We start from the raw sequence: 18,612 nt of genomic DNA, 5'->3' as shown, positions 1-18,612 counted from the left end.
CTGAATTTCAGCAAACTCATAACTCTAACATTTAAATCAATCGTTCGCTGCCACTTCAACTAAAAATATTCCGGAAAAGCATAGAACTGTAACAGTATATTTTAATTGCAGCTTAATTTAACAAGTGAATTATTAAAAAATAGTAATTGTTGGATTAACTAAAAACTTTAATAAAAAAAATTATAATACGTTCAGCCCGCGATTGGGAAACAGCTCATGCAGCAACACAGTGACACCTTGAAGCAGATGGGTTTGCCAAACCAACCCCAGCATCAACCCAGGAAAAAGGCGCTCGTGCAAAAGCAAAAGAGAAAATGCTTTTTCTTGCCTTTTTACCTTTTATTTTTTACCTTATCCTCGCTCACCGGCAGCGCAGTATGGGCGCAGAGTTCCCAAGACATAGAGCTTCAAGTCGGGGTAGTCCAGCGATTTGGGGAAAAACCAAAGGACCGGCTGACCCTGAAAGCAACGCCTGGGGATCGCTTAAGCTTGCGTTTTAACCAAGATGGCTTGCCCCAAATTCTCGAAGCCACAGAACTCAAGCTAGAAATTCAGATGCAACCCCTGCCGCAGCCGGTGGTAGAGGAGCGAGTCGTACTCGGTAGCTACCGCAGCTTTGAAAGCGCTGAAGACACGGCTAATAAGTGGCGAGCTAAAGGTCTGGAGGTGGAAATTGGCCAACCGGACGAATGGCAGGTCTGGGCCAAACGCGGTGCCTACAGCAGCCCTTTAATCCGCCGGTTTCTCCTAGAAAGCCTACAAGCGCAAGGCCATAACAGCGTCTATCTCGATACAAAAATATTACAGCAGACACCCCAAGCCAGCTGGGTGGTCAATGGCACCCGCTATAGCCAGTCTCAGCTAGACATCAGCGCCGGCACCGGCTTAATTAAAGTCGAGAAAGGAAAAGAGCAAAAAACTGAACGTCTCTATGGAGGCAGTCTGCGGCTGCAGCCCAATGCCTATGGCACTTATACACTCGTCAACCAAGTGCCCCTTGAAACCTATCTACGAGGCGTCGTGCCTCATGAGATCGGCGAAGAAGCCCCCTATCCGGCAATTGAAGCCCAAACGATTTTGGCACGGACGTATGTACTGCGGAACGTACGCCGATTTGCCATTGATAACTATCAGATGTGCGCCAATACCCAATGCCAGGTTTACCTAGGACTGGGCGACACTTGGCCCGATGCTGATCGCGCGATCGCAGCCACCACGGGGCAAGTGCTGGTTTACCAAAACGAGTTAATTGATGCCCTTTATTCCTCAACCAGCGGCGGCGTCACGGCTCCTTTCAACGATATGTGGAATGGCCCAGAACGGCCTTATTTGCTGCCGGTGCTAGACTCGGTGGGCAACGTTTGGGACTTGTCGAGTCAAAGTTTAGCTTCCGAAGACAACTTCCGCCGCTTTGTCAATATTGAGAAAGGATTTAACGAGGAAGGCGACTTGTTTCGGTGGCGAGAGGAAAGCAGTCTCGACAAGATGAACAAAGACTTGAAGCGCTATCTCCAAGACGGCAACTCTGCTTTGGTTAATTTCCAAACGATTCAGGAGTTGCGGGTGCTACAGCGATCCAGTGCCGGTCGTGTTCTCAAAATGGCCGTAATCACTGACGGGGGTGTGCTTGAACTGGAAAAAGACGAGATTCTCAGGGCGTTTTATGCGCCTTTAAGCACTCTCTTCTATGTGGAACCGATCTATCAAGAAAATACGAAAATACTTAAGGGCTATGCCTTTATTGGAGGGGGTTTTGGGCATGGGGTCGGCATGAGTCAAACCGGCTCCCATAAGCTGGCCAAGTTGGGCTGGTCGAGCGAGCGCATTCTCAGCTTTTACTATCCCGGCACCCAAATCCAGCCGATTAACGAGTCTATTATCTTGTGGCAAGACCCGTTGAAAGAAAAGAGTGAAGAGAAAGTGACTTTGCGGGTGAAGTAGGGCCACTTTGCACCAGAAGCCGATGTGTAAGAGCCGGCTTCTGGGTTCTCAGGGACCAGGGTGAGCCGGCAACTCGCCCTTTTTCTATTTTGCCCTGACTCAATTTGTGCCACAAGTCGTAATTAACAGGGCCAAAAACAAATCAGGGACGCCCGAACGACGCCCCCTGATGGTGAAGTTTGTACGAAGTTCAATCAGTCACTAAACTAATCAATTGCATCAGTTTAGAGAAAGAGAGTGTTAAGAACCCGGCTTAACTCCCTGCCTGATAAGGCTTGAATTAACAACTGAGGGGTGAGTTGAACTTCGCACTCAACTCAGGGCCGAGGCATCAAAGACTGAGTTAGTACAGTGCTTCTTCTTGGTGAGTTAGGATCGTGCAGTCAGAAGAGGGGTATGCAACACAAGTTAAGACATAACCGGCTTCAATTTGATCATCATCCAAGAAGGATTGGTCAGACTGATCCACAGTGCCTGCGGTGATCTTACCGGCACAGGTGGAACAAGCACCGGCGCGACAAGAATAAGGCAGGTCAATCCCTTGTTCCTCAGCAGCATCCAAAATGTACTCGTCATCGGGCACTTCAATCTCTGTGTTTAGCCCTTCTGCTTCGTTGATTAATGTGACTTTGAAAGTTGCCATGCAGCGTTCCTCTCTAGAAATCGACTTAGGGTGATAAGTTTCCTTTATGCAAAAGCTACTTCTGTATTAACCCGTAGCTTTGCGTATCGGTTCAGCCTGTTTCTGATATTACGGGAAAAAATCAAGCTTGCAACACTTATTGACCAAGTAGTCTCAATAAAATTTATTATAAATTTTTCTAATTTCATCTTGATTGCTTATACCTAGGAATATAGGTACGGCATTGTGTCTCTGTTAGCCGCCCTTAAAACTAAGGTAGTATCAACAACGTCCATGATTTCCCAATCGTAGAGTCTCGCTGGTGACAAACACGTTTAACACAAGCACACAAACGCCTATGACTCCTTTATATACCGGCGTGCGCCTGCCGGTGAGAGTCGGGTTGGTGGGGACTGGCTATGCAGCAAAGCTAAGAGCGCAAACCCTGCAAGGCGAGGCGCGAGCGCATCTTGTGGCAGTTGCCGGCCATACCCCTGAAACGACAGAGGCGTTCAGTCAAACCTACGGCGCTCAAGCGGTGATTTCTTGGCGTCAGCTGGTGGAACGCGAAGATCTGGATTTGGTGATCATTTCAAACATTAGTCGAGATCATGACTTGATTGCCCGTGCCGCGCTGAGTGCCGGTAAACACGTCGTCGTAGAATATCCCATTTCCCTCGATCCGGTTGAGGCAGAAAAGTTAATTGCTTTAGCCGCTCAACAAAACAAACTTTTGCACGTCGAGCATATTGAGCTGCTTGGGGGCGTACATCAGGCGCTGGTAGAATCCTTACCGGCAGTTGGCGAAGCTTTCTACGCCCGCTATGTCACCATCAGTCCCCAGCAGCCGGCACCCCGCAAGTGGACTTATCAACGGGATCTGTTTGGTTTTCCCTTAAGCGGTGCCCTCTCGCGGCTGCACCGGCTCACAGATTTATTTGGCCAAGTTGCGACTGTTAGCTGTCAAAGTCGGTTTTGGGACGCCCCACCCCCAGCATCAGAAGCCGGTTTTTTCACAGCCTGTTTGTGCGCTGCTTCGTTGCGGTTTACAAATGGCGTGGTGGCGGAAGTCATTTATGGCAAAGGGGAAACTTTCTGGCAAGCAGAACGGAAGTTAGAAGTTCACGGAGATCAGGGCACACTGATCTTTAATGGCGAAGAGGGACGCCTCGTGCGCGGGGAGGAAACCACCCCAATAGAAGTGGGCAGCCGGCGGGGATTGTTTGCCAAAGACACCGCAATGGTATTAGATCACCTGAGCGAGGGAGCGCCCCTGTATGTGACGCCGGCAGCCAGCGCCTACACCCTTAAAGTTGCCGATGCCGCCCGCCGATCTGCTGAAACCGGCCAAACGATTACCATCAGTAATTAGCGAGTCAATCGTCAATTCTGACTCGCCTTTTTCAAGATGCTGGTGACTTAGATAAAATAGGATTGACAACCGTAAATACCTATTTTCTTAACTCTTGTAAAATCGATACTTTTTGAGATTCTGTTATGATTGAAATGTTTATGATTTCTTGTGAAATGAAATAGAAATTGCTCATTTCTCAATTGTCACCGAACTTTATATATAAAGACTTTTTTTATTAACCCAGGAGGCTCTGATGGCTGCAACGCTGGAACAGATTGCTGTTTATCTTGATGAAAGAGGTTGGCAATATGAGCTAGATGAAAAAAACACTCGGATTATTACGGGAGTGTATGCTGACCACATAGAGAATTTTTTAATTGTGATCCAGCTTGATGAGGATGGAGAATTTTTTAAACTCTTCGCTCCCCAAGTGCTGTCTGGTATTCAAGACCATCCTCATAAAGATGCAATTTTGCAGACGATGCTGTGCATCTCTTGGGAAACAAAAATGTTGCAATGGGAGTACGATCCATCGGATGGAGAAATTCGGGCGATTATCGAATTTCCATTGGAGGATGCCCAATTAACAGAAAGGCAATTTAATCGCTGTTTAAGTGGCTTAATTCAAATTGTTGATGATGTGGCAATGCCGCGTCTAAAACAGGTGATGGAAACCGGCCAAGATCCGGGCGACGAAGATATGGGCGAAAGACTATTGCTCACCCTACAAGAAGAAGCGCCGGGGCTGCTAGATGTCTTAGAAAAAGCAATGGAAGCCCGGAAGAAACGGGGAACCTTTCCGAGTGAGAACTGAGGGGAGAGGGGGTCGGTAATCTGATACGAAGCGTGCCAAAAACCCCCAGTCCCTCGCCCGATCAGCGGCCTAACTTATTGGGGATGCCCTCACAACCGCCTGGAATCGTAGCTCTGGTTTGCTCTCCACCCCAAGCGCAGCAGTAGTAGCGTTGCTCGTCATCTAGTCGCTCAACGCCGGTGAAGTTTGCACTCTCAATCACAGCACCCGTGTGGAGACCTGTTTTGTAGTCGGGATATTCGGTACGACTGCGGGGAGTGGCGTTTTCTGCTTTGCCATAAAATAGCCGCACCCCTTTGAAATCGGAATAGGAAAGATTCGCTTCGTACAAAATGCAGCGGGCAAAGTTGGCTTTGACAAGGTCACACCGGCTGAGGTTGGCCCTGATAAGATTCGCTTCGCTCAATTCTGTCCAGCGCAGATCGGTGCCGGTTAAGTCTGCCCCAGCTAGCATCACACCGAGATCGATCACGCGGACGCCATAGGCGCGATCTTCCTCATAGCCGCCGTCACCGTTCAAAATAGGCCGGCCCAGGCGACGGTCGCGTTTTAACGGCGTAAGCAACCTCGATTGAGACAAAAATCGCAAAACTTTAGCTTTACCGGCAGCATCCACACTCCCGAGAATAGCTGCAGTGCGTCCTTCGGAAAATGCTCGCTCTTGGGGCCAATCTTCCAGCAATCCCTCGTCATCCAGCGCCAGATCAGAAACGCCCTGGAAGTAGGCATCAATTGTCTGCTGCTGGGTGAGGATGTTTTGCTGACTGGTGAGCCGGTTTTGTTCGAGGGTGAGATCGCGAGAAATCACATACTGTTGCCAAGCGATATACACGGCTAAAACCGCGATGAAAATTTGTCCCAATGCCCCGAACCATTCTGCCAGTGATCCAACGGCATCCCACTGAATTTGCTTGGCCCATTTTGTGAGGCGCAGGTAGACACCCAAATATTTTAGTAAGCCCAGCGTCGCCGCCAGGATTCCCAATGCTGCCAAAAATTGCCCGCGTAGGGGTGACGGTAATAAGTCATCCATCACTGAGCGAGCAAACGGCCAAATGATCAGCAGCGATAGTAACAGAGATATAATCGCGCCCGATACCCCCAACCAGGGGTTATTGATAACCAAGCCCAAAATCATGAGGGCAAGTGAAGCCAACAGGAGCGCAATCGGGTTGGCCTTCCAAATCCGATTCGTTGGCTGTGCGGTTTGCTGAATTGGAGATTTTGCCGGCACTATCATTTCAGGAATGTCGGTGGCGACAACTGCACCGTCTTTACCGGCAACTTTGCCATCGGCACCATTGAGACTTTCCAGCGTTACATTTGATTGAGGTTGGGTGGGTTTGGAAGAATCAGGTTCGGGTGTCATCGGTTTTGATATGGGCGTTCGCGCATTTGGGCTGAACTGCTGCCCTATGATAGCGGGTTTGGCGGCGGGAAGTCGTGCCACACGCCAGAAGCAAAGCGCTCACCTTTGCACTTCAACATCTTAACGAACCAAGCCGGTGAGCGCTCAGATGCCACTCCACTCAGTTTATCTGCCCGGATTCAGGAGATTTTAGGGATGCCGGTGTATCGGCGCTTAAATTTAAAATCAAATACAGGTGTTCAAGCCGGAGACAACTGATGTTAAACCTTATCTTTCTAGCGGCTTTAATTGTGTTAGATATTTAGCCAAAAGTACAGCCGACTAAAGATAATGATAGAAACCAGTTTGATAAAACTAAGAGAAAAAAAATCGGATCAAATGCAGATGGTTGGCCAATCGGTGTTCAACTTATTGTAAAAAAAGAATAAAAACGGCTAAGCTTGTTTTGAGTTGTCGGTGACAAGTTGCCGCCCTTTTCCACTAAACCGGCTTTTTTCGCCTGAGCAGAGCTAGCTTTTGGCTAGAAAAGTTTGAGGGGTTTTCATGTGCCGAAGCACGCGCTATAACTGTACATGACGGCTAAATCAAAGCGGGTCTATTTACTTGTTCCTGGTGTCGGGAAATTATTTAAAGGCTAGACTGCGTTTTGATTAGCGTAGCTTGTGGGTAAGGGTTTTAACACTTTTGCAGCGACTTTCCGAACCCAATAGCATACAGGGGCATCTGACAAGACTTAATTTTGTTAGCAACAAGAGGAATATGCCTTTCAAATTCAAAGTTTTGTCGATTGACGGCGGGGGCATTCGAGGCATCATGCCGGCACTCATCTTAGCAGAGATTGAGAAACGCACGGGAAAGCGGATTTCACAACTCTTTGATTTAGTTGCCGGCACATCAACGGGAGGAATCTTAGCGCTGGGCGTGACTAAACCCAATCCAGCCAATCCTGCGGAAGCTCAATATCAAGCGGAGGACTTAATTCGTCTCTATAAACATGAAGGAAAGCGAATTTTTCCCAAGCCTCGCTCTAGACTGGCTGAAATGGCAAAATACCAGTCACTTGTTTTAAAAAATTTTTGGTATTCGCCGATTGTTAATTTCCAAAACCTATTCCGCCCAAAATTTTCGTCTGGTGGCAGAGAATCAGTTTTGACTGAATTTTTAGGAGAGACCCCTATTGAAGAAGCGGTGACAGAAGTTTTCGTTACCAGCTACGATACTGAACTGCGAATGCCTATTTTCTTTACAAGTAACCGACATAACGAAAAAAGAGCCGATTACTTCCGGAAGATATGCGAGGGATTTACAATGAAACAAGCCGCAATGGCAACTTCCGCCGCCCCAACATACTTTGAACCTTACAAAGTTGAAACCCTTCACCCCACTCGCAGCGGCTTTTATTCCTTAGTCGATGGGGGAGTTGTTGCCAATAACCCCACAGCGATGGCAATCATAGAAGCGATTGTTTTTTATCGAGAAAAGTACAAAACTAGACTATTTGTTGATGACATTTTAGTGGTTTCTCTGGGAACAGGAGCGCTGACACGACAATTTTATTTTGAGCAGGCAAAAGATTGGGGACTGATTAAATGGGTGCGTCCAGTCATTAATATGGCCCTTGACGGTCAAAGTGAATGTGTGGATTGCCAGTTGGAACAATTACTGCCGAATCCGGAAGATCGGGCGAAACAGTATTATCGCTTTCAAGCTCCGTTAAATAACGTTCAAGACGATTTTGATGATGCCAGTGATGGTAATATTAAAAGACTAGAAGAACTGGCACAGTTAATTATTGATCAAAGAAATGGAGATCTAGATGAGCTGTGCCGGCAGCTACTTCTTGATCGCCCTAAAGTTAGTGAAGCACCGAAAGCACTTGACTTCAATACCAATGAAGATCGCACCTACTCATTATCCAAAAATATTGAGATGATTTGGGAGCGAAAATAAACCCAGATAAATCTAAGCTTAAACATTTAAGATGCCTGAAAGTAAAATTATTACGCTGCTCACCGATTTTGGTTTGAGCGATGTTTATGTTGGCGTGATGAAAGGGGTGATCGCTGGAATTAACCCGACGCTGCCGGTGGTGGATCTGACGCATCAAATTCCCCCGCAAAATATCGCCGCCGGCAGGTTTTGTCTGATGAATGCTGTACCTTATTTCCCCGCCGGCACCATTCATGTTGCAGTTGTTGATCCAGGTGTCGGAAGTCACCGGCGAGCGATTGCGGTAGAATTTTCAGGGGGTTTCTTAGTAGGACCCGATAATGGTTTATTGAGTGGGGTGCTGAGTCAAAATCCTGCGGTGGCGGCGGTGGAACTGACTAACCCTAAATACTGGCGTACACCGGCACCTAGCAGCACATTTCATGGACGGGATATTTTTGCGCCGGCAGGTGCTTATCTCGCTTCCGGTATCCCGTTAACAAATCTCGGAAAAACCATAGATCTAAAAACTCTCGTTGAGCTTTCTCTTCCTAGCTGTGTTGTCACTGAAAACGAGGTTGCCGGCACGGTTCAATATATTGATCATTTTGGCAATTTAGTGACTAATATTCCCGGCAGTTATATAGAAGAACAAGGTTGGTTTGCAGTTGCCGGCAGTCTTACAATACCGAGTGGTCAAACTTATAGTGACACCCCATCCGGAACCCTTTTAAGTTTAATTGGCAGTCATGGTTGGGTAGAAATTGCTGTCAGCGGTGGTAGTGCTGATTCTGAGTTACAAAAACAACTCAATCAGCCAAGTTTGTTGGGGGTGCCGATGCGTGTTGTCAAAACAAATCTAGACGTTTGATATTTATAAATATTTAAAGTGGTGAAATGGGAGCTTTATTTAACTGCTGATGATAGTGCAGCGTGCCGGCAGGCAGATGAGCGGTAAAGGGGCACGTTTTTGTACAGATATTAGTTAAGCTTAAGTTGATTTACAAAATATTTTCTGTTTTCATGGGCTGCCGGTTTTTACTGATAATTAACAAACCAAACGGCATAATCATCCAGGAGTTGATAATTAGCAGAGCCTTCTTCTGTTGCTTCCAAATATGATAGGGGAAGTGTAAATTTTTTACGATCAGTTGTGCGCTGAACGTCTACTAAAAGACCGTCTGCTTCATTAATATAACCGTTGAATTTAAGAAACTTGAAGGTATCTGTGTAGGAAGGGTTGGTTTTCTTTAATTTTTCATATTCTTTTTTATTGCCGTCCCCAATCACATACTGTTCTTCCCAGTCAAAGTCTTCGCTTCCCGTAAGCTGGCATGGAATTTCAATATTTTTCTTAAGATATTCCATATAAAGAAGTAAGTTTTTTTCATTAACTTCTATTGTTTTATTTTCTAGAATTAATTTTAGTCTTTTTTCAAATTCTTCTATTTTCTCAAATTCTCCGTTGTCTTCATCCATTAAGTCTTTGTTTAAAACAACTTCAAATTCCCCATTACTAAGCACTTTGATAAAATTAACCTTTTCAGCTATCTCAGGAAAATGGCCTAAAAAATTGGGCAAATTATTTTCTGCTTTTTTCGTTCTTTCGGAAACTCTACAAACAACGGTTTCATCAATTTCAATAACCTTCTGATCGTCTGATGAAGGGTTAAGCCGACTGCGATTTTTGCTCTTATCAGATTTAGACATTTCTTTTTACCCGACGCAGGTTTATAAATAAAGTGTAGCCTGAGAGCAGTCCCTTTGCAGTTGATAGATAAGAACGAACCATGACACAACTGACGGAATCTGAACCAGAAGTCTATCAAGGCCAGTTTGGCCAGTTTACCATTACTCAAAGCGACCGCACCGGCGTTCTCATCTACCGCACCGGCTTGATGGTTGCAGCACTCAGTTTTGCCGCCGGCAGCCTGCTGGTATTACTTTTGGGCAACACTCCCGCAACCCTAAATGCCCTGACGCCCCTCTATGCCTGCTTCTCTCTCGGCCTCGGCGTCAGCTTAGTCACCATTCATATCTACCTCGCCAGTTTACACCGGCTGCTGCAAATATTTTGGCTAATTGGTGGCATCACCGCCGGCGTTTTAGCCCTGCAAAATAGCGAAGCGCTGGCTTTAACAGTTTACAACCACCCAGTCACCTTGCTCGGTGCCGGCTTCACCTTCGCCGCACTAACCGGAATTTTCTTTAAAGAAGCCTTTTGTTTTAACCGTTTTGAAACCAAACTGCTGACACCCTTAGTGCCGGTGTTGCTGCTGGGGCATCTTACTGGAGTCTTGCCGGTGCCGGTGGAGAAAACATTACTAGCCGGTTGGGCAATTTTATTCTTAGTCTTCGCACTTCGCAAAGCCTTTCAAGCAATTCCCCCCGACATCGGAGATAAAAGCGTCTTTGATTATTTGCATCAACAACGCTCAGTGGAGGCTTGATCTTCAATCAGTTCACAAAAATCAAAATCGCCCATCTCTAGCAAACAACAATAAATTTTGAGGGCTTTGGGATGGGAAATTACCCGGCTCAGGACGATCAGTATACTCGTGTTGACAATTAATCATCTCCATCCCTTTCTCGCCCTCAATTCTCCCGTTCAGGCTGATATTTTAGTCGTCGAAGGATGGCTGCCAGATTATGCCATCAAAACCTCTATCGATGAATTTAAAAGCGGGGGTTATCGTAAACTTATCACAACCGGCGGCCCTTTATCCAAAGGCTACTATCTCGCGGAATACAAAACCTTTGCTGAAATTGCAGCCGCAACTTTAATCGCTCTCAACTTTGAGCCAGATAATTTAATCGCAGTTCCGGCACCGGCAGCCATCAAACATCGAACCCAAGCATCTGCGGTTGCTCTACGCCAATGGTTATCTACTTCCGATTTAGAAGTCAAAGCAATTAATTTATACACATTTGGCCCTCATGCCCGCCGCAGTTGGCTAATTTTTAAACAAGTCCTCGCGCCTGAAATTCGCGTTGGCGTCATTGCCGCCCAACCTCTCGATTATGATGCTAACAATTGGTGGCAATCTAGCGCTGGAGTTAGGTCAATCGTCTCTGAAAGTATTGCTTATGCTTATGCGCGTTTTATCGATTGGAAAGCATAAAATTTTAACTAGCCAATTTGACTAAATGACAGTTTAACCGGCATTTTATGATAAAAATTGAATTGCAACCGTTTGAGCGCGATGATTTCGCCCGATTAATAGGTTGGATCACCTCTGCGGATCTAATCCAGCAATGGGCACCTTCAACCTTCACTTACCCCTTAGATGACAATTAACTGGAAAAATATATTCAAATGTCCGAGGGAGAGAAACCCACTAAAAAAATATTTAAAGCGGTAGATACTCAGACCTTCGCAGTCGTGGGTCACATCGAACTTGATAGAATTGATCTGCAAAATAGGTCTGGCACCGTTTCCAGAGTTTTAGTGGGTGAAGCTTCCCTCAGAGGACAAGGAATAGGAACTCAAATGGTAAAAAAACTTTTGCTGTTCGGATTTGAAGAGTTGAAGCTGCACCGCATTTCTATAGGAGTGTTTGATTTTAATATAGCAGGAGTTTCTTGTTATGAAAAAGTCGGGTTTGTGAAAGAAGGATATTTTAGAGATGCTTATAAAGTTGGTGATAAATATTGGAGTTATTATGTGATGAGCATTCTCGAATCCGAGTGGAAATCGTCAGACATTTAATCAAACATGGGGGATGAGTGGAAGAACGTGCATACTGGCTAGCCTGGTCGAAAGTTGCCGGTGTGGGTCCGGTGTTCCTCAGACGCCTGCAACAGCACTTTGGCACCCTAGCAACCGCTTGGAATGCCACACCGGCAGCGTTGGGACAAGTAGAAGGATTTGGGCGAAATACGGTTGAACGCGTCGTGCAAGGACGATCCCAAATCCAGCCAGACAAATTGCTACAACAGCACCAACAACAAAATCCCTGTTTCTGGACGCCGGCAGATCCCGACTATCCCCGCCTGCTGCTAGAAACGCCCAACCCACCGCCGGTTTTGTACTGCCGGGGGCAAATTAACAGCGCAGAGACTCTCGGACAAATACCGATGGTGGCGATTGTTGGCACCCGCGAACCATCTGAGTATGGCAAACGCTGGACGCGAAAAATCAGTATGGCTTTGGCAAGAAGTGGCTTTACGATTGTTTCTGGACTGGCAGCCGGCATCGATACAGAAGCGCATCAGGGCTGTTTGGATGCCGGTGGGCGCACTCTGGCGATTTTGGGCACCGGCGTTGATATCGTCTATCCGCCGCGCAACCGGCTTCTGTACGAGGCAATTCTGAAGCAGGGAGCGGTATTAAGTGAGTATCCAGCCGGAACTGGGCCGGATCGTGCCCACTTTCCCCAGCGCAATCGAATTATTGCCGGTTTGACTCGGGCGGTGCTGGTGATGGAAGCGCCTACAAAATCGGGTGCTTTAATTACTGCACACTTGGCAAACGACTTTTGTCGTGATGTTTATGTACTGCCGGGATCGCTCGATAATCCTAACTCGCTCGGTTGTTTAGGGTTGTTGAGTAAGGGCGCACAGGTGATTTTAAATGAGGGTCATCTATTAGAAATGCTGGGCGCGATGCCCCCGATAGATACCACGACAGAAGCAGTACATCCTGTATCTGCACAATTGTCTTTATTTGAGAAAGCGCCAGTGCCGCAATTGGAACCAGAACTCGCTAAAGTCTTGCAAGTCGTGCCGGCGGAAGCAACATCATTAGATTCAATTATGCAAGAAGCGGGCTTAGCAGCTGGAGCGGTTTCTAGTGCTTTATTGCAACTAGAATTGTTGGGCTTGGTAACTCAATTGCCGGGGATGAGATATCAGCGTTGTTAAATTGCCGAGTCTCTCTTTTGGTATGTACTATAACCCAAAGCTTGTAATGCAATCTGTCAATCGTTAAGTTTTTTTAACACTTCTGGTTTAGTCAAATCTGCCGGCAGAAGGATGAGCAAAGTTGGACAACTCCAATAAGCTAATAAAAGCATCCGATAACGGACGTTTAAATAAGAGGAGAACCAAGTATGCCAGTGACTCTTGAAGACACCAAGCGTCAAGCAATTGCCACTAAATTGGCAGATATGAAAGCGTTGCAAAACCTACTCATATCCAACGAGCAAGCTCTTTTAAATGCTTGTAGCGATCAAGAGATTTGCAAGCGCGTCAGAGATATGCTCGAAGACGATCAAAAAAACCTGGGCATTCTTGACACCGTAATCGTTCAGTATGGTGTCAAAGGAGAGCCAAAACAAACAACTCAGGAGTTGATTAAAAAGACTCAAGAACTGATGCAAGGTTCTGAGCTGACTGTTTATGAGAAGTTCTCTCAGCATGAACTGCTCAAGCACGCTCAAGCCATGAAAGGGTTGTTAGTTCATAAAGCCGCTCAGGTTGTTGGTGCTGACATTGAAGCCGCCATCACTCCTTTGAATACAGTTAACTTTGAAAACCGCGCTCATCAAGAACAACTCAAAGGAATTTTAGAAATTCTGGGTGTTCGTGAGCTTACCGGCAAAGATCCGGATCAAGGTATTTGGGCACGAGTTCAAGACGCAGTTGCAGCCTTTACTGGAGTCGCCGGCAGCGTCGTTTCCCGCACCGATGATGAGATGAGCATCCGCGATCTCATTCGTATGGATCACACCAAAGTCAACACCCTCTTTATGCAAGTTCAAGGGACTGACGATCCTCAAAAACTGCAAGAATATTTCGGTCAAATTTACAAGGATTTGAGCGCCCACTCAGAAGCCGAAGAGCAAATTGTCTACCCCGCAGTGCGTTCTTACTACCCTGAAACTCAAGATTTGTACAGCGAGCAAGCTGAAATGAAGCAGATGCTCGAACAAATCAAGTCTTTGAACCCCTCTGCGCCGAACTTCAAGGACAATGTTAAGCGGCTAATGGATGCGGTGATGCATCACGTTCGTCAAGAAGAAACTGAAATGTTCCCGAAAATCCGTGACAATTTCAGCGACGAACAGCAAAAGCAAATGGCTACCGAGTTCAAGACAGCAAAAAGCAAGGTTCAAGACCAATTGGCAGCTTCTAGCAAGTAATCAGAAGCTAACCTAATCTTGAGTTGCTAGCTGACATAATTCGCTGCTCTCTTTAAACAAAACCCCCATCACTTAAGTGGTGGGGGTTTTGTAACCATTTAAAGGAGTTAAAGATAGCTTTTATGCCTATTTACAGAGCGTTAGAGCCAGTTAGTGAGATGGACAAAAAATACAAACATTGGCCACCTCCGCGGCTAGATGAGAGCTTTCAGCAGCAAGCTGAACAAGTTAAGCAACAAGGAAAAAAGCTTGCTGAACTGGCTGAGAAAGTTGAACAACAAGGAAAAAAGCTCGCTGAACTGGCTGAACGAGCTGAGCAACAGCAACACCTAGTTCAGCAACAGAAAGAAAAAGTTTTAAACTTATTAACGGATAATTAAAGAATGTGCGCCGGCAGCACATAAAAAAAAGGAGACTTTTAAATGCCTCCCTTTTTATGTCTTTTTTTTATAATCACCTTATGCCGTGACATCACGCTGCCGGCGCTGTAATAAAATCCAGCCGGCAGCAACTAGCAACGCACTGATCACCAGAAACCCCAAATCCCATGCGAGTTGATTTGGCCCTGGTTTGACATGGTGTATGCCTAATATTTGGTGGTCGATCAAACCTTCGATCAGGTTAAATCCACCCGCACCCACCAGCAATGCGCCTCCGAAAGTGCTAAACGATGCCGTTATCTCACCCTGCTTGCCGGCACGCCACAGCAGCCAAATTCCCACGCTGTTGATCACATACACCCCTGCGTGAAAATAGCCGTCCCACACCATATTTTCTTTGACATTAGAAAGACTGGTCGGCGGCATCACACTCGTTAACATTTGGTGCCATTGTAAGATTTCGTGCAGCACAATTCCATCAAAAAAGCCGGCTGCACTCATGCCGAGCAAGATGCCGGCTGCTATTAGCATTCCGCCTACATTCCCTTGTTGATTCATTCAATTTCCTATCAGGCTCATCAAGCTTACTATTTTGACATTTAACTGAATTTAATGTAAAAGTTGCAAGTTTCCCAAGAAAAGCAAAAACTTAAAGTGATGAGCGATTAGTTTTTTCCTGTCACTAACCGCTCATCACTCACGACTTTTCATTCTTCACTGTACACTCCGCCATTAAGCAATTTAGCCATTCACAACTTTGCCGCCGTTGGGGTGCAAAATCTGACCCGACATATAAGAAGAGTCATCCGAGGCTAAAAACACGTAGCTAGGTGCAACTTCTTCTGGCTGACCGGCTCGTTTCATCGGTACTTGCTGACCGAAACTCTCAACTTTTTCTTCTGAGAAAGTGGACGGAATGAGAGGCGTCCAGATAGGGCCAGGAGCCACACCATTAACGCGAATACCTTTCTCTACTAACGATTGCGACAGAGAGCGGGTAAAGGCAACAATTGCCCCTTTTGTGGAAGAATAATCAAGCAGTTGCGGGTTTCCTTGATAAGCAGTTACTGACGTTGTGTTGATAATCGCGCTTCCTTCTTTCATGTGTGGCAGCGCTGCCTTCGTCAGGTAAAACATCGAGAAAATATTGGTGCGGAAGGTACGTTCTAACTGCTCAGCCGTGATGTCCGTAATACTTTGTTGCGGGTGCTGTTCAGCGGCGTTATTGACAAGAATATCGAGCTGACCAAAGGTGTCAATCGTCTGTTGCACCGCTTGTTGGCAGAATTTTTCATCGCCAATGTCGCCGGCAATGGTGAGGCACTCGGTATTGTGTTCTTCCACCATGCGTTTTGTTTCTTGTGCGTCTTCGTCCTCGTTGAGGTAGCCAATGGCGACTTTTGCGCCTTCTTTGGCATACATAATCGCCACAGCGCGACCGATGCCGCTATCGCCGCCGGTGATAAACGCGACCTTACCGAGTAATTTGCCGCTGCCTTTATATTTGGAATCATCAGCTTTGGGTTGCGGCGTCATCTCAGATTCAAGACCTGGTTGCTGATCCTGATGCTGTGCCGGCTGTTGCTTTTCTTCGACTGGCATATTACTGTTCCTTGGAAATTTTTTGATCTCTACATTAGGAATAAAGCTTTCCTTACCTATCAGCAATCGCTCTTTCTGTAGATTCCTTTCTACGACCAAAGATAGTCTTTCTCTTGCCGGCATCAATAATGCTGAGCTTGAATTGGTAATCGCAAATCAACTGATACCTCATGAATAATTGAGTTGTCTGCGGTACAGATCGCTGACTACTAATGTGCTGCGGATGTATTAGTTGCTACGAGATTGACACATATTTCAGAAGGTGCCGGCTGATTAAAACGCATTTGAATGAGGATGCCGGTTGAACATCTTTACAAAAAGAACGAAGGAACTGAAAAGTCAGAACTTTGACAGCAGTATGAATGGAGGAAGTAAAACTCAAAAATTGTTTTTATTCTTGAGCTAAAAATTCAGATAAAAGCTGATAAATCACCTAAAGCTTTTTATATGGGGAGACAACAACAGTCCAGTGAGTGCCTAATTTTGGGTAGAATCGGCAAACTGATCTTGCACAGCCCGATATGTCCCATACAGTTGGGATGCCGGTTATCCTGAAACAGGATATAGTGCTTAACCCACTGCACTTAGGTCTCTTCGGTGCGGTCGGCGTAATTCTTGATCTCAATTGCGTCTCGCACTTAATCTAAACGCTTTTTAGAGCGCGCTTCCATCAGCAGTTGAGTCAAAGTTACACCATGTGCCTAGTGAGCTTAGTTCTTATACCGCCAGGACGCAGATGGTGCTAGATCTGATCAGGATGAAGGGCAATATGCCGCAAGAAAGCATCTCTCCAGTCAATCAGGAAGACTTCCCGCGCATCGTCAAAGTGTGGGAAGCCTCCGTCCGCGAAACACACCGATTCCTTTCCGAAGCTGACATCCAGTTCTTCAAGCCGCTGATAAGTAATGAGCTTCCACATATAGCGGATCTGGTTTGCGTGCGTGATGAGGCCGATCAAGTAGCCGGCTTCGTTGGCGTGGCAGAGGGCAAGGTCGAGATGCTGTTCATTCATCCAATCTGGAGACGGCAGGGGATCGGACGCCAACTGCTAGATTATGCTGTTAAGAGGCTCGGTGCGACAAAGGTTGATGTGAACGAGCAGAATGAAGAGGCACTAGAGTTCTATAAGCGGATGGGGTTCGAGGTAGAAGGGCGTTCGGAGTTAGATAGCACCGGCAGGCCGTTTCCTCTATTGCATATGCACTTAGGCAAGGTAGCGTAAGAGCGGGGTGCCGACAGGGAGGCTGTATAACAAATTGCTAAAGCGGACGCGATCTCTGTAGGCTTCTTAAAGATGAAGTTACCTACGCGCCGCTTAGCTTAATCTTTAGGTTGGTTAATTTGTCGTTGGGACAGCAGCCTAGGCGTTAGATGGCTAGCCGCAACTGTTTGCCTTCGCGTTCCAAAAGAGGCCGTGATGTAACCACTTCCCTCCTGATAAGACAATTGCGAACAACTTCCGCAACAACTTGTGCTAAATCGCAAGGAACAGCATTGCCAATTTGCCTGTAAATTGAACTTTGTCCACCAATGAATTGGTAATCATGAGGAAAGGTTTGAATTCTTAAAGCTTCATCAACCGTCAAGCGTCTAAGTCTTTTGGGTGCAGCATTTAACGATAATGGTTCTCCGCCTTGCATTAAATATAAGTGATACCATTCAACCCAACTATCTTGACCAAAATAGCAATGGCCTTCATCGATAATTGGTGTTTTATTTCCACCCATAGAAGCATGAAGCGCACATGAGTATCCATCAGGATTTAATGGTCTTCCCTGACCATTGAACATCATCCCCGCATAGGGAGAACGTCGCATCACCGGCTTACTAGCGAGAGTAACTTTTGCATTACATATTCGCTGATTTTTCTCGGAGCCGGCTACCCCTAAAGGTAAAAGAATATCTCTAACAGTTGGAGCTTGCCTCTTATATGGCTCAAACTGTGCTTCTAGGTTACTAATATCTTTAATATCACGAAAACCAATCAGAAACATTCGTTCTCTGGATTGCGGTACACCAAAGTCAGAGGAATTGAGTATCACCAACTTATAGGTATATCCCAACCGGCTTGCAAAATGAAAAAGATGCTTGCGAATCTCAGACCACTTATCGAGAACTGCTAAAGCTTTGACATTTTCACAGATAAAAGCCTGAGGTTTTGTGAGTTCCACGACTTTCATGAATACCCATAACAACTGGCTGCGCGGATCATCAGGGTTCATCTTTCCAGCTACAGAGAAGCCTTGACAGGGTGGACCCCCAAAAACAACATCAACTCCCTCGAACTGACGGATATCAATCAAGTGTTCATTAATATCACCGCACTTGATAATTGCGCCTGGGTGGTTTGCCTCATACGTCAGACAAGCATCCCTGTCGATGTCATTAGCACCAACAACCTTGATCCCTGCGCGGATGAATCCAACATCCATACCCCCCGCACCAGAGAAAAGAGACAGTCCCGATAAAGCCGTTGTGTTTTCCATATATGCGATTTTGGCATAATTGCGTTTCCAAA

General features: G+C 46.2%; 20 protein-coding genes. 14 read left to right on the top strand and 6 right to left on the bottom strand.

Annotated elements, in window-relative coordinates:
* Window positions 1-216: 216 nt before the first annotated feature.
* Window positions 217-1,941 carry a SpoIID/LytB domain-containing protein gene (locus H6F56_RS19755; RefSeq protein ID WP_190671582.1) on the top strand — a complete coding sequence of 575 codons (1,725 nt, stop codon included), beginning with the start codon at window positions 217-219 and terminating at the stop codon, window positions 1,939-1,941.
* Window positions 1,942-2,284: 343 nt separating this feature from the next.
* On the opposite strand, the gene H6F56_RS19750 is transcribed toward H6F56_RS19755, so the two are convergent.
* A complete protein-coding gene (locus tag H6F56_RS19750) occupies window positions 2,285-2,584 on the bottom strand; it encodes a ferredoxin (RefSeq protein WP_190671580.1) in 300 nt (99 codons plus the stop codon).
* 337 nt (window positions 2,585-2,921) lie between these two features.
* On the opposite strand from H6F56_RS19750, the gene H6F56_RS19745 reads away from it, so the two are divergent.
* Window positions 2,922-3,935 (top strand): Gfo/Idh/MocA family protein, encoded by a 1,014-nt coding sequence (locus tag H6F56_RS19745; protein ID WP_190671578.1) that lies wholly within the window; start codon window positions 2,922-2,924, stop codon window positions 3,933-3,935.
* A gap of 235 nt (window positions 3,936-4,170) precedes the next feature.
* The gene (locus H6F56_RS19740) at window positions 4,171-4,731 is read left to right on the top strand and encodes a hypothetical protein (protein WP_190671576.1); all 561 of its coding nucleotides are present in this window, start codon (window positions 4,171-4,173) and stop codon (window positions 4,729-4,731) included.
* A gap of 61 nt (window positions 4,732-4,792) precedes the next feature.
* Here the strand turns inward: H6F56_RS19740 and H6F56_RS19735 are convergent, their stop codons facing one another.
* Window positions 4,793-6,100, bottom strand: coding sequence for a pentapeptide repeat-containing protein (locus H6F56_RS19735; protein WP_190671574.1), 1,308 nt, complete (start codon window positions 6,098-6,100; stop codon window positions 4,793-4,795).
* Between the two features lie 105 nt (window positions 6,101-6,205).
* Between H6F56_RS19735 and H6F56_RS19730 the strand changes: the two genes are divergently transcribed.
* From H6F56_RS19730 to H6F56_RS19720, 3 genes are all read left to right on the top strand, one after another.
* A complete protein-coding gene (locus H6F56_RS19730; protein ID WP_190671572.1) occupies window positions 6,206-6,358 on the top strand; it encodes a hypothetical protein in 153 nt (50 codons plus the stop codon).
* Between the two features lie 501 nt (window positions 6,359-6,859).
* Entirely contained in the window at window positions 6,860-8,050 is a 1,191-nt protein-coding gene (locus H6F56_RS19725; RefSeq protein WP_190671570.1) for a patatin-like phospholipase family protein, read from the top strand.
* Window positions 8,051-8,081: 31 nt separating this feature from the next.
* Window positions 8,082-8,900: an SAM hydrolase/SAM-dependent halogenase family protein gene (locus H6F56_RS19720; protein ID WP_190671568.1), complete on the top strand. Its 819-nt coding sequence runs from the start codon at window positions 8,082-8,084 to the stop codon at window positions 8,898-8,900.
* Between the two features lie 167 nt (window positions 8,901-9,067).
* Here H6F56_RS19720 and H6F56_RS19715 read toward each other — a convergent pair whose 3' ends face one another.
* A complete protein-coding gene (locus H6F56_RS19715; RefSeq protein WP_190671566.1) occupies window positions 9,068-9,739 on the bottom strand; it encodes a hypothetical protein in 672 nt (223 codons plus the stop codon).
* 80 nt (window positions 9,740-9,819) lie between these two features.
* Between H6F56_RS19715 and H6F56_RS19710 the strand changes: the two genes are divergently transcribed.
* The 7 genes from H6F56_RS19710 to H6F56_RS19685 all read left to right on the top strand — a co-directional run bounded on the left by H6F56_RS19710 (window position 9,820) and on the right by H6F56_RS19685 (window position 14,492).
* Window positions 9,820-10,479: a DUF2301 domain-containing membrane protein gene (locus H6F56_RS19710; protein ID WP_190671564.1), complete on the top strand. Its 660-nt coding sequence runs from the start codon at window positions 9,820-9,822 to the stop codon at window positions 10,477-10,479.
* A 108-nt stretch (window positions 10,480-10,587) separates the two neighbouring features.
* Window positions 10,588-11,151, top strand: a complete 564-nt coding sequence (locus H6F56_RS19705; RefSeq protein ID WP_190671562.1) for an ElyC/SanA/YdcF family protein — start codon at window positions 10,588-10,590, stop codon at window positions 11,149-11,151.
* A 47-nt stretch (window positions 11,152-11,198) separates the two neighbouring features.
* Entirely contained in the window at window positions 11,199-11,327 is a 129-nt protein-coding gene (locus H6F56_RS26955) for a hypothetical protein (protein WP_255513758.1), read from the top strand.
* An 18-nt stretch (window positions 11,328-11,345) separates the two neighbouring features.
* Complete coding sequence (locus H6F56_RS19700; RefSeq protein ID WP_199313098.1) at window positions 11,346-11,738, top strand: GNAT family N-acetyltransferase; 393 nt, start codon at window positions 11,346-11,348, stop codon at window positions 11,736-11,738.
* A gap of 17 nt (window positions 11,739-11,755) precedes the next feature.
* Window positions 11,756-12,892, top strand: a complete 1,137-nt coding sequence (dprA, locus tag H6F56_RS19695) for a DNA-processing protein DprA (RefSeq protein ID WP_190671560.1) — start codon at window positions 11,756-11,758, stop codon at window positions 12,890-12,892.
* 188 nt (window positions 12,893-13,080) lie between these two features.
* A complete protein-coding gene (locus H6F56_RS19690) occupies window positions 13,081-14,112 on the top strand; it encodes a hemerythrin domain-containing protein (RefSeq protein ID WP_190671558.1) in 1,032 nt (343 codons plus the stop codon).
* 122 nt (window positions 14,113-14,234) lie between these two features.
* Window positions 14,235-14,492 (top strand): hypothetical protein, encoded by a 258-nt coding sequence (locus H6F56_RS19685; RefSeq protein ID WP_190671556.1) that lies wholly within the window; start codon window positions 14,235-14,237, stop codon window positions 14,490-14,492.
* Window positions 14,493-14,570: 78 nt separating this feature from the next.
* Here the strand turns inward: H6F56_RS19685 and H6F56_RS19680 are convergent, their stop codons facing one another.
* Window positions 14,571-15,050 (bottom strand): DUF2243 domain-containing protein, encoded by a 480-nt coding sequence (locus H6F56_RS19680; protein WP_190671554.1) that lies wholly within the window; start codon window positions 15,048-15,050, stop codon window positions 14,571-14,573.
* A gap of 183 nt (window positions 15,051-15,233) precedes the next feature.
* Window positions 15,234-16,094: an SDR family oxidoreductase gene (locus H6F56_RS19675; RefSeq protein WP_190671552.1), complete on the bottom strand. Its 861-nt coding sequence runs from the start codon at window positions 16,092-16,094 to the stop codon at window positions 15,234-15,236.
* Window positions 16,095-16,830: 736 nt separating this feature from the next.
* Between H6F56_RS19675 and H6F56_RS19670 the strand changes: the two genes are divergently transcribed.
* Window positions 16,831-17,316, top strand: a complete 486-nt coding sequence (locus H6F56_RS19670; protein ID WP_199313096.1) for a GNAT family N-acetyltransferase — start codon at window positions 16,831-16,833, stop codon at window positions 17,314-17,316.
* 145 nt (window positions 17,317-17,461) lie between these two features.
* Here the strand turns inward: H6F56_RS19670 and H6F56_RS19665 are convergent, their stop codons facing one another.
* Window positions 17,462-18,580, bottom strand: a complete 1,119-nt coding sequence (locus tag H6F56_RS19665; RefSeq protein ID WP_190671550.1) for a DNA cytosine methyltransferase — start codon at window positions 18,578-18,580, stop codon at window positions 17,462-17,464.
* Between the last annotated feature and the right edge of the window lie 32 nt (window positions 18,581-18,612).

It is taken from the genome of Microcoleus sp. FACHB-672 (assembly GCF_014695725.1).
Classification (GTDB): domain Bacteria; phylum Cyanobacteriota; class Cyanobacteriia; order Cyanobacteriales; family Oscillatoriaceae; genus FACHB-68.
This window is presented reverse-complemented; position numbering and strand designations above follow the sequence as displayed.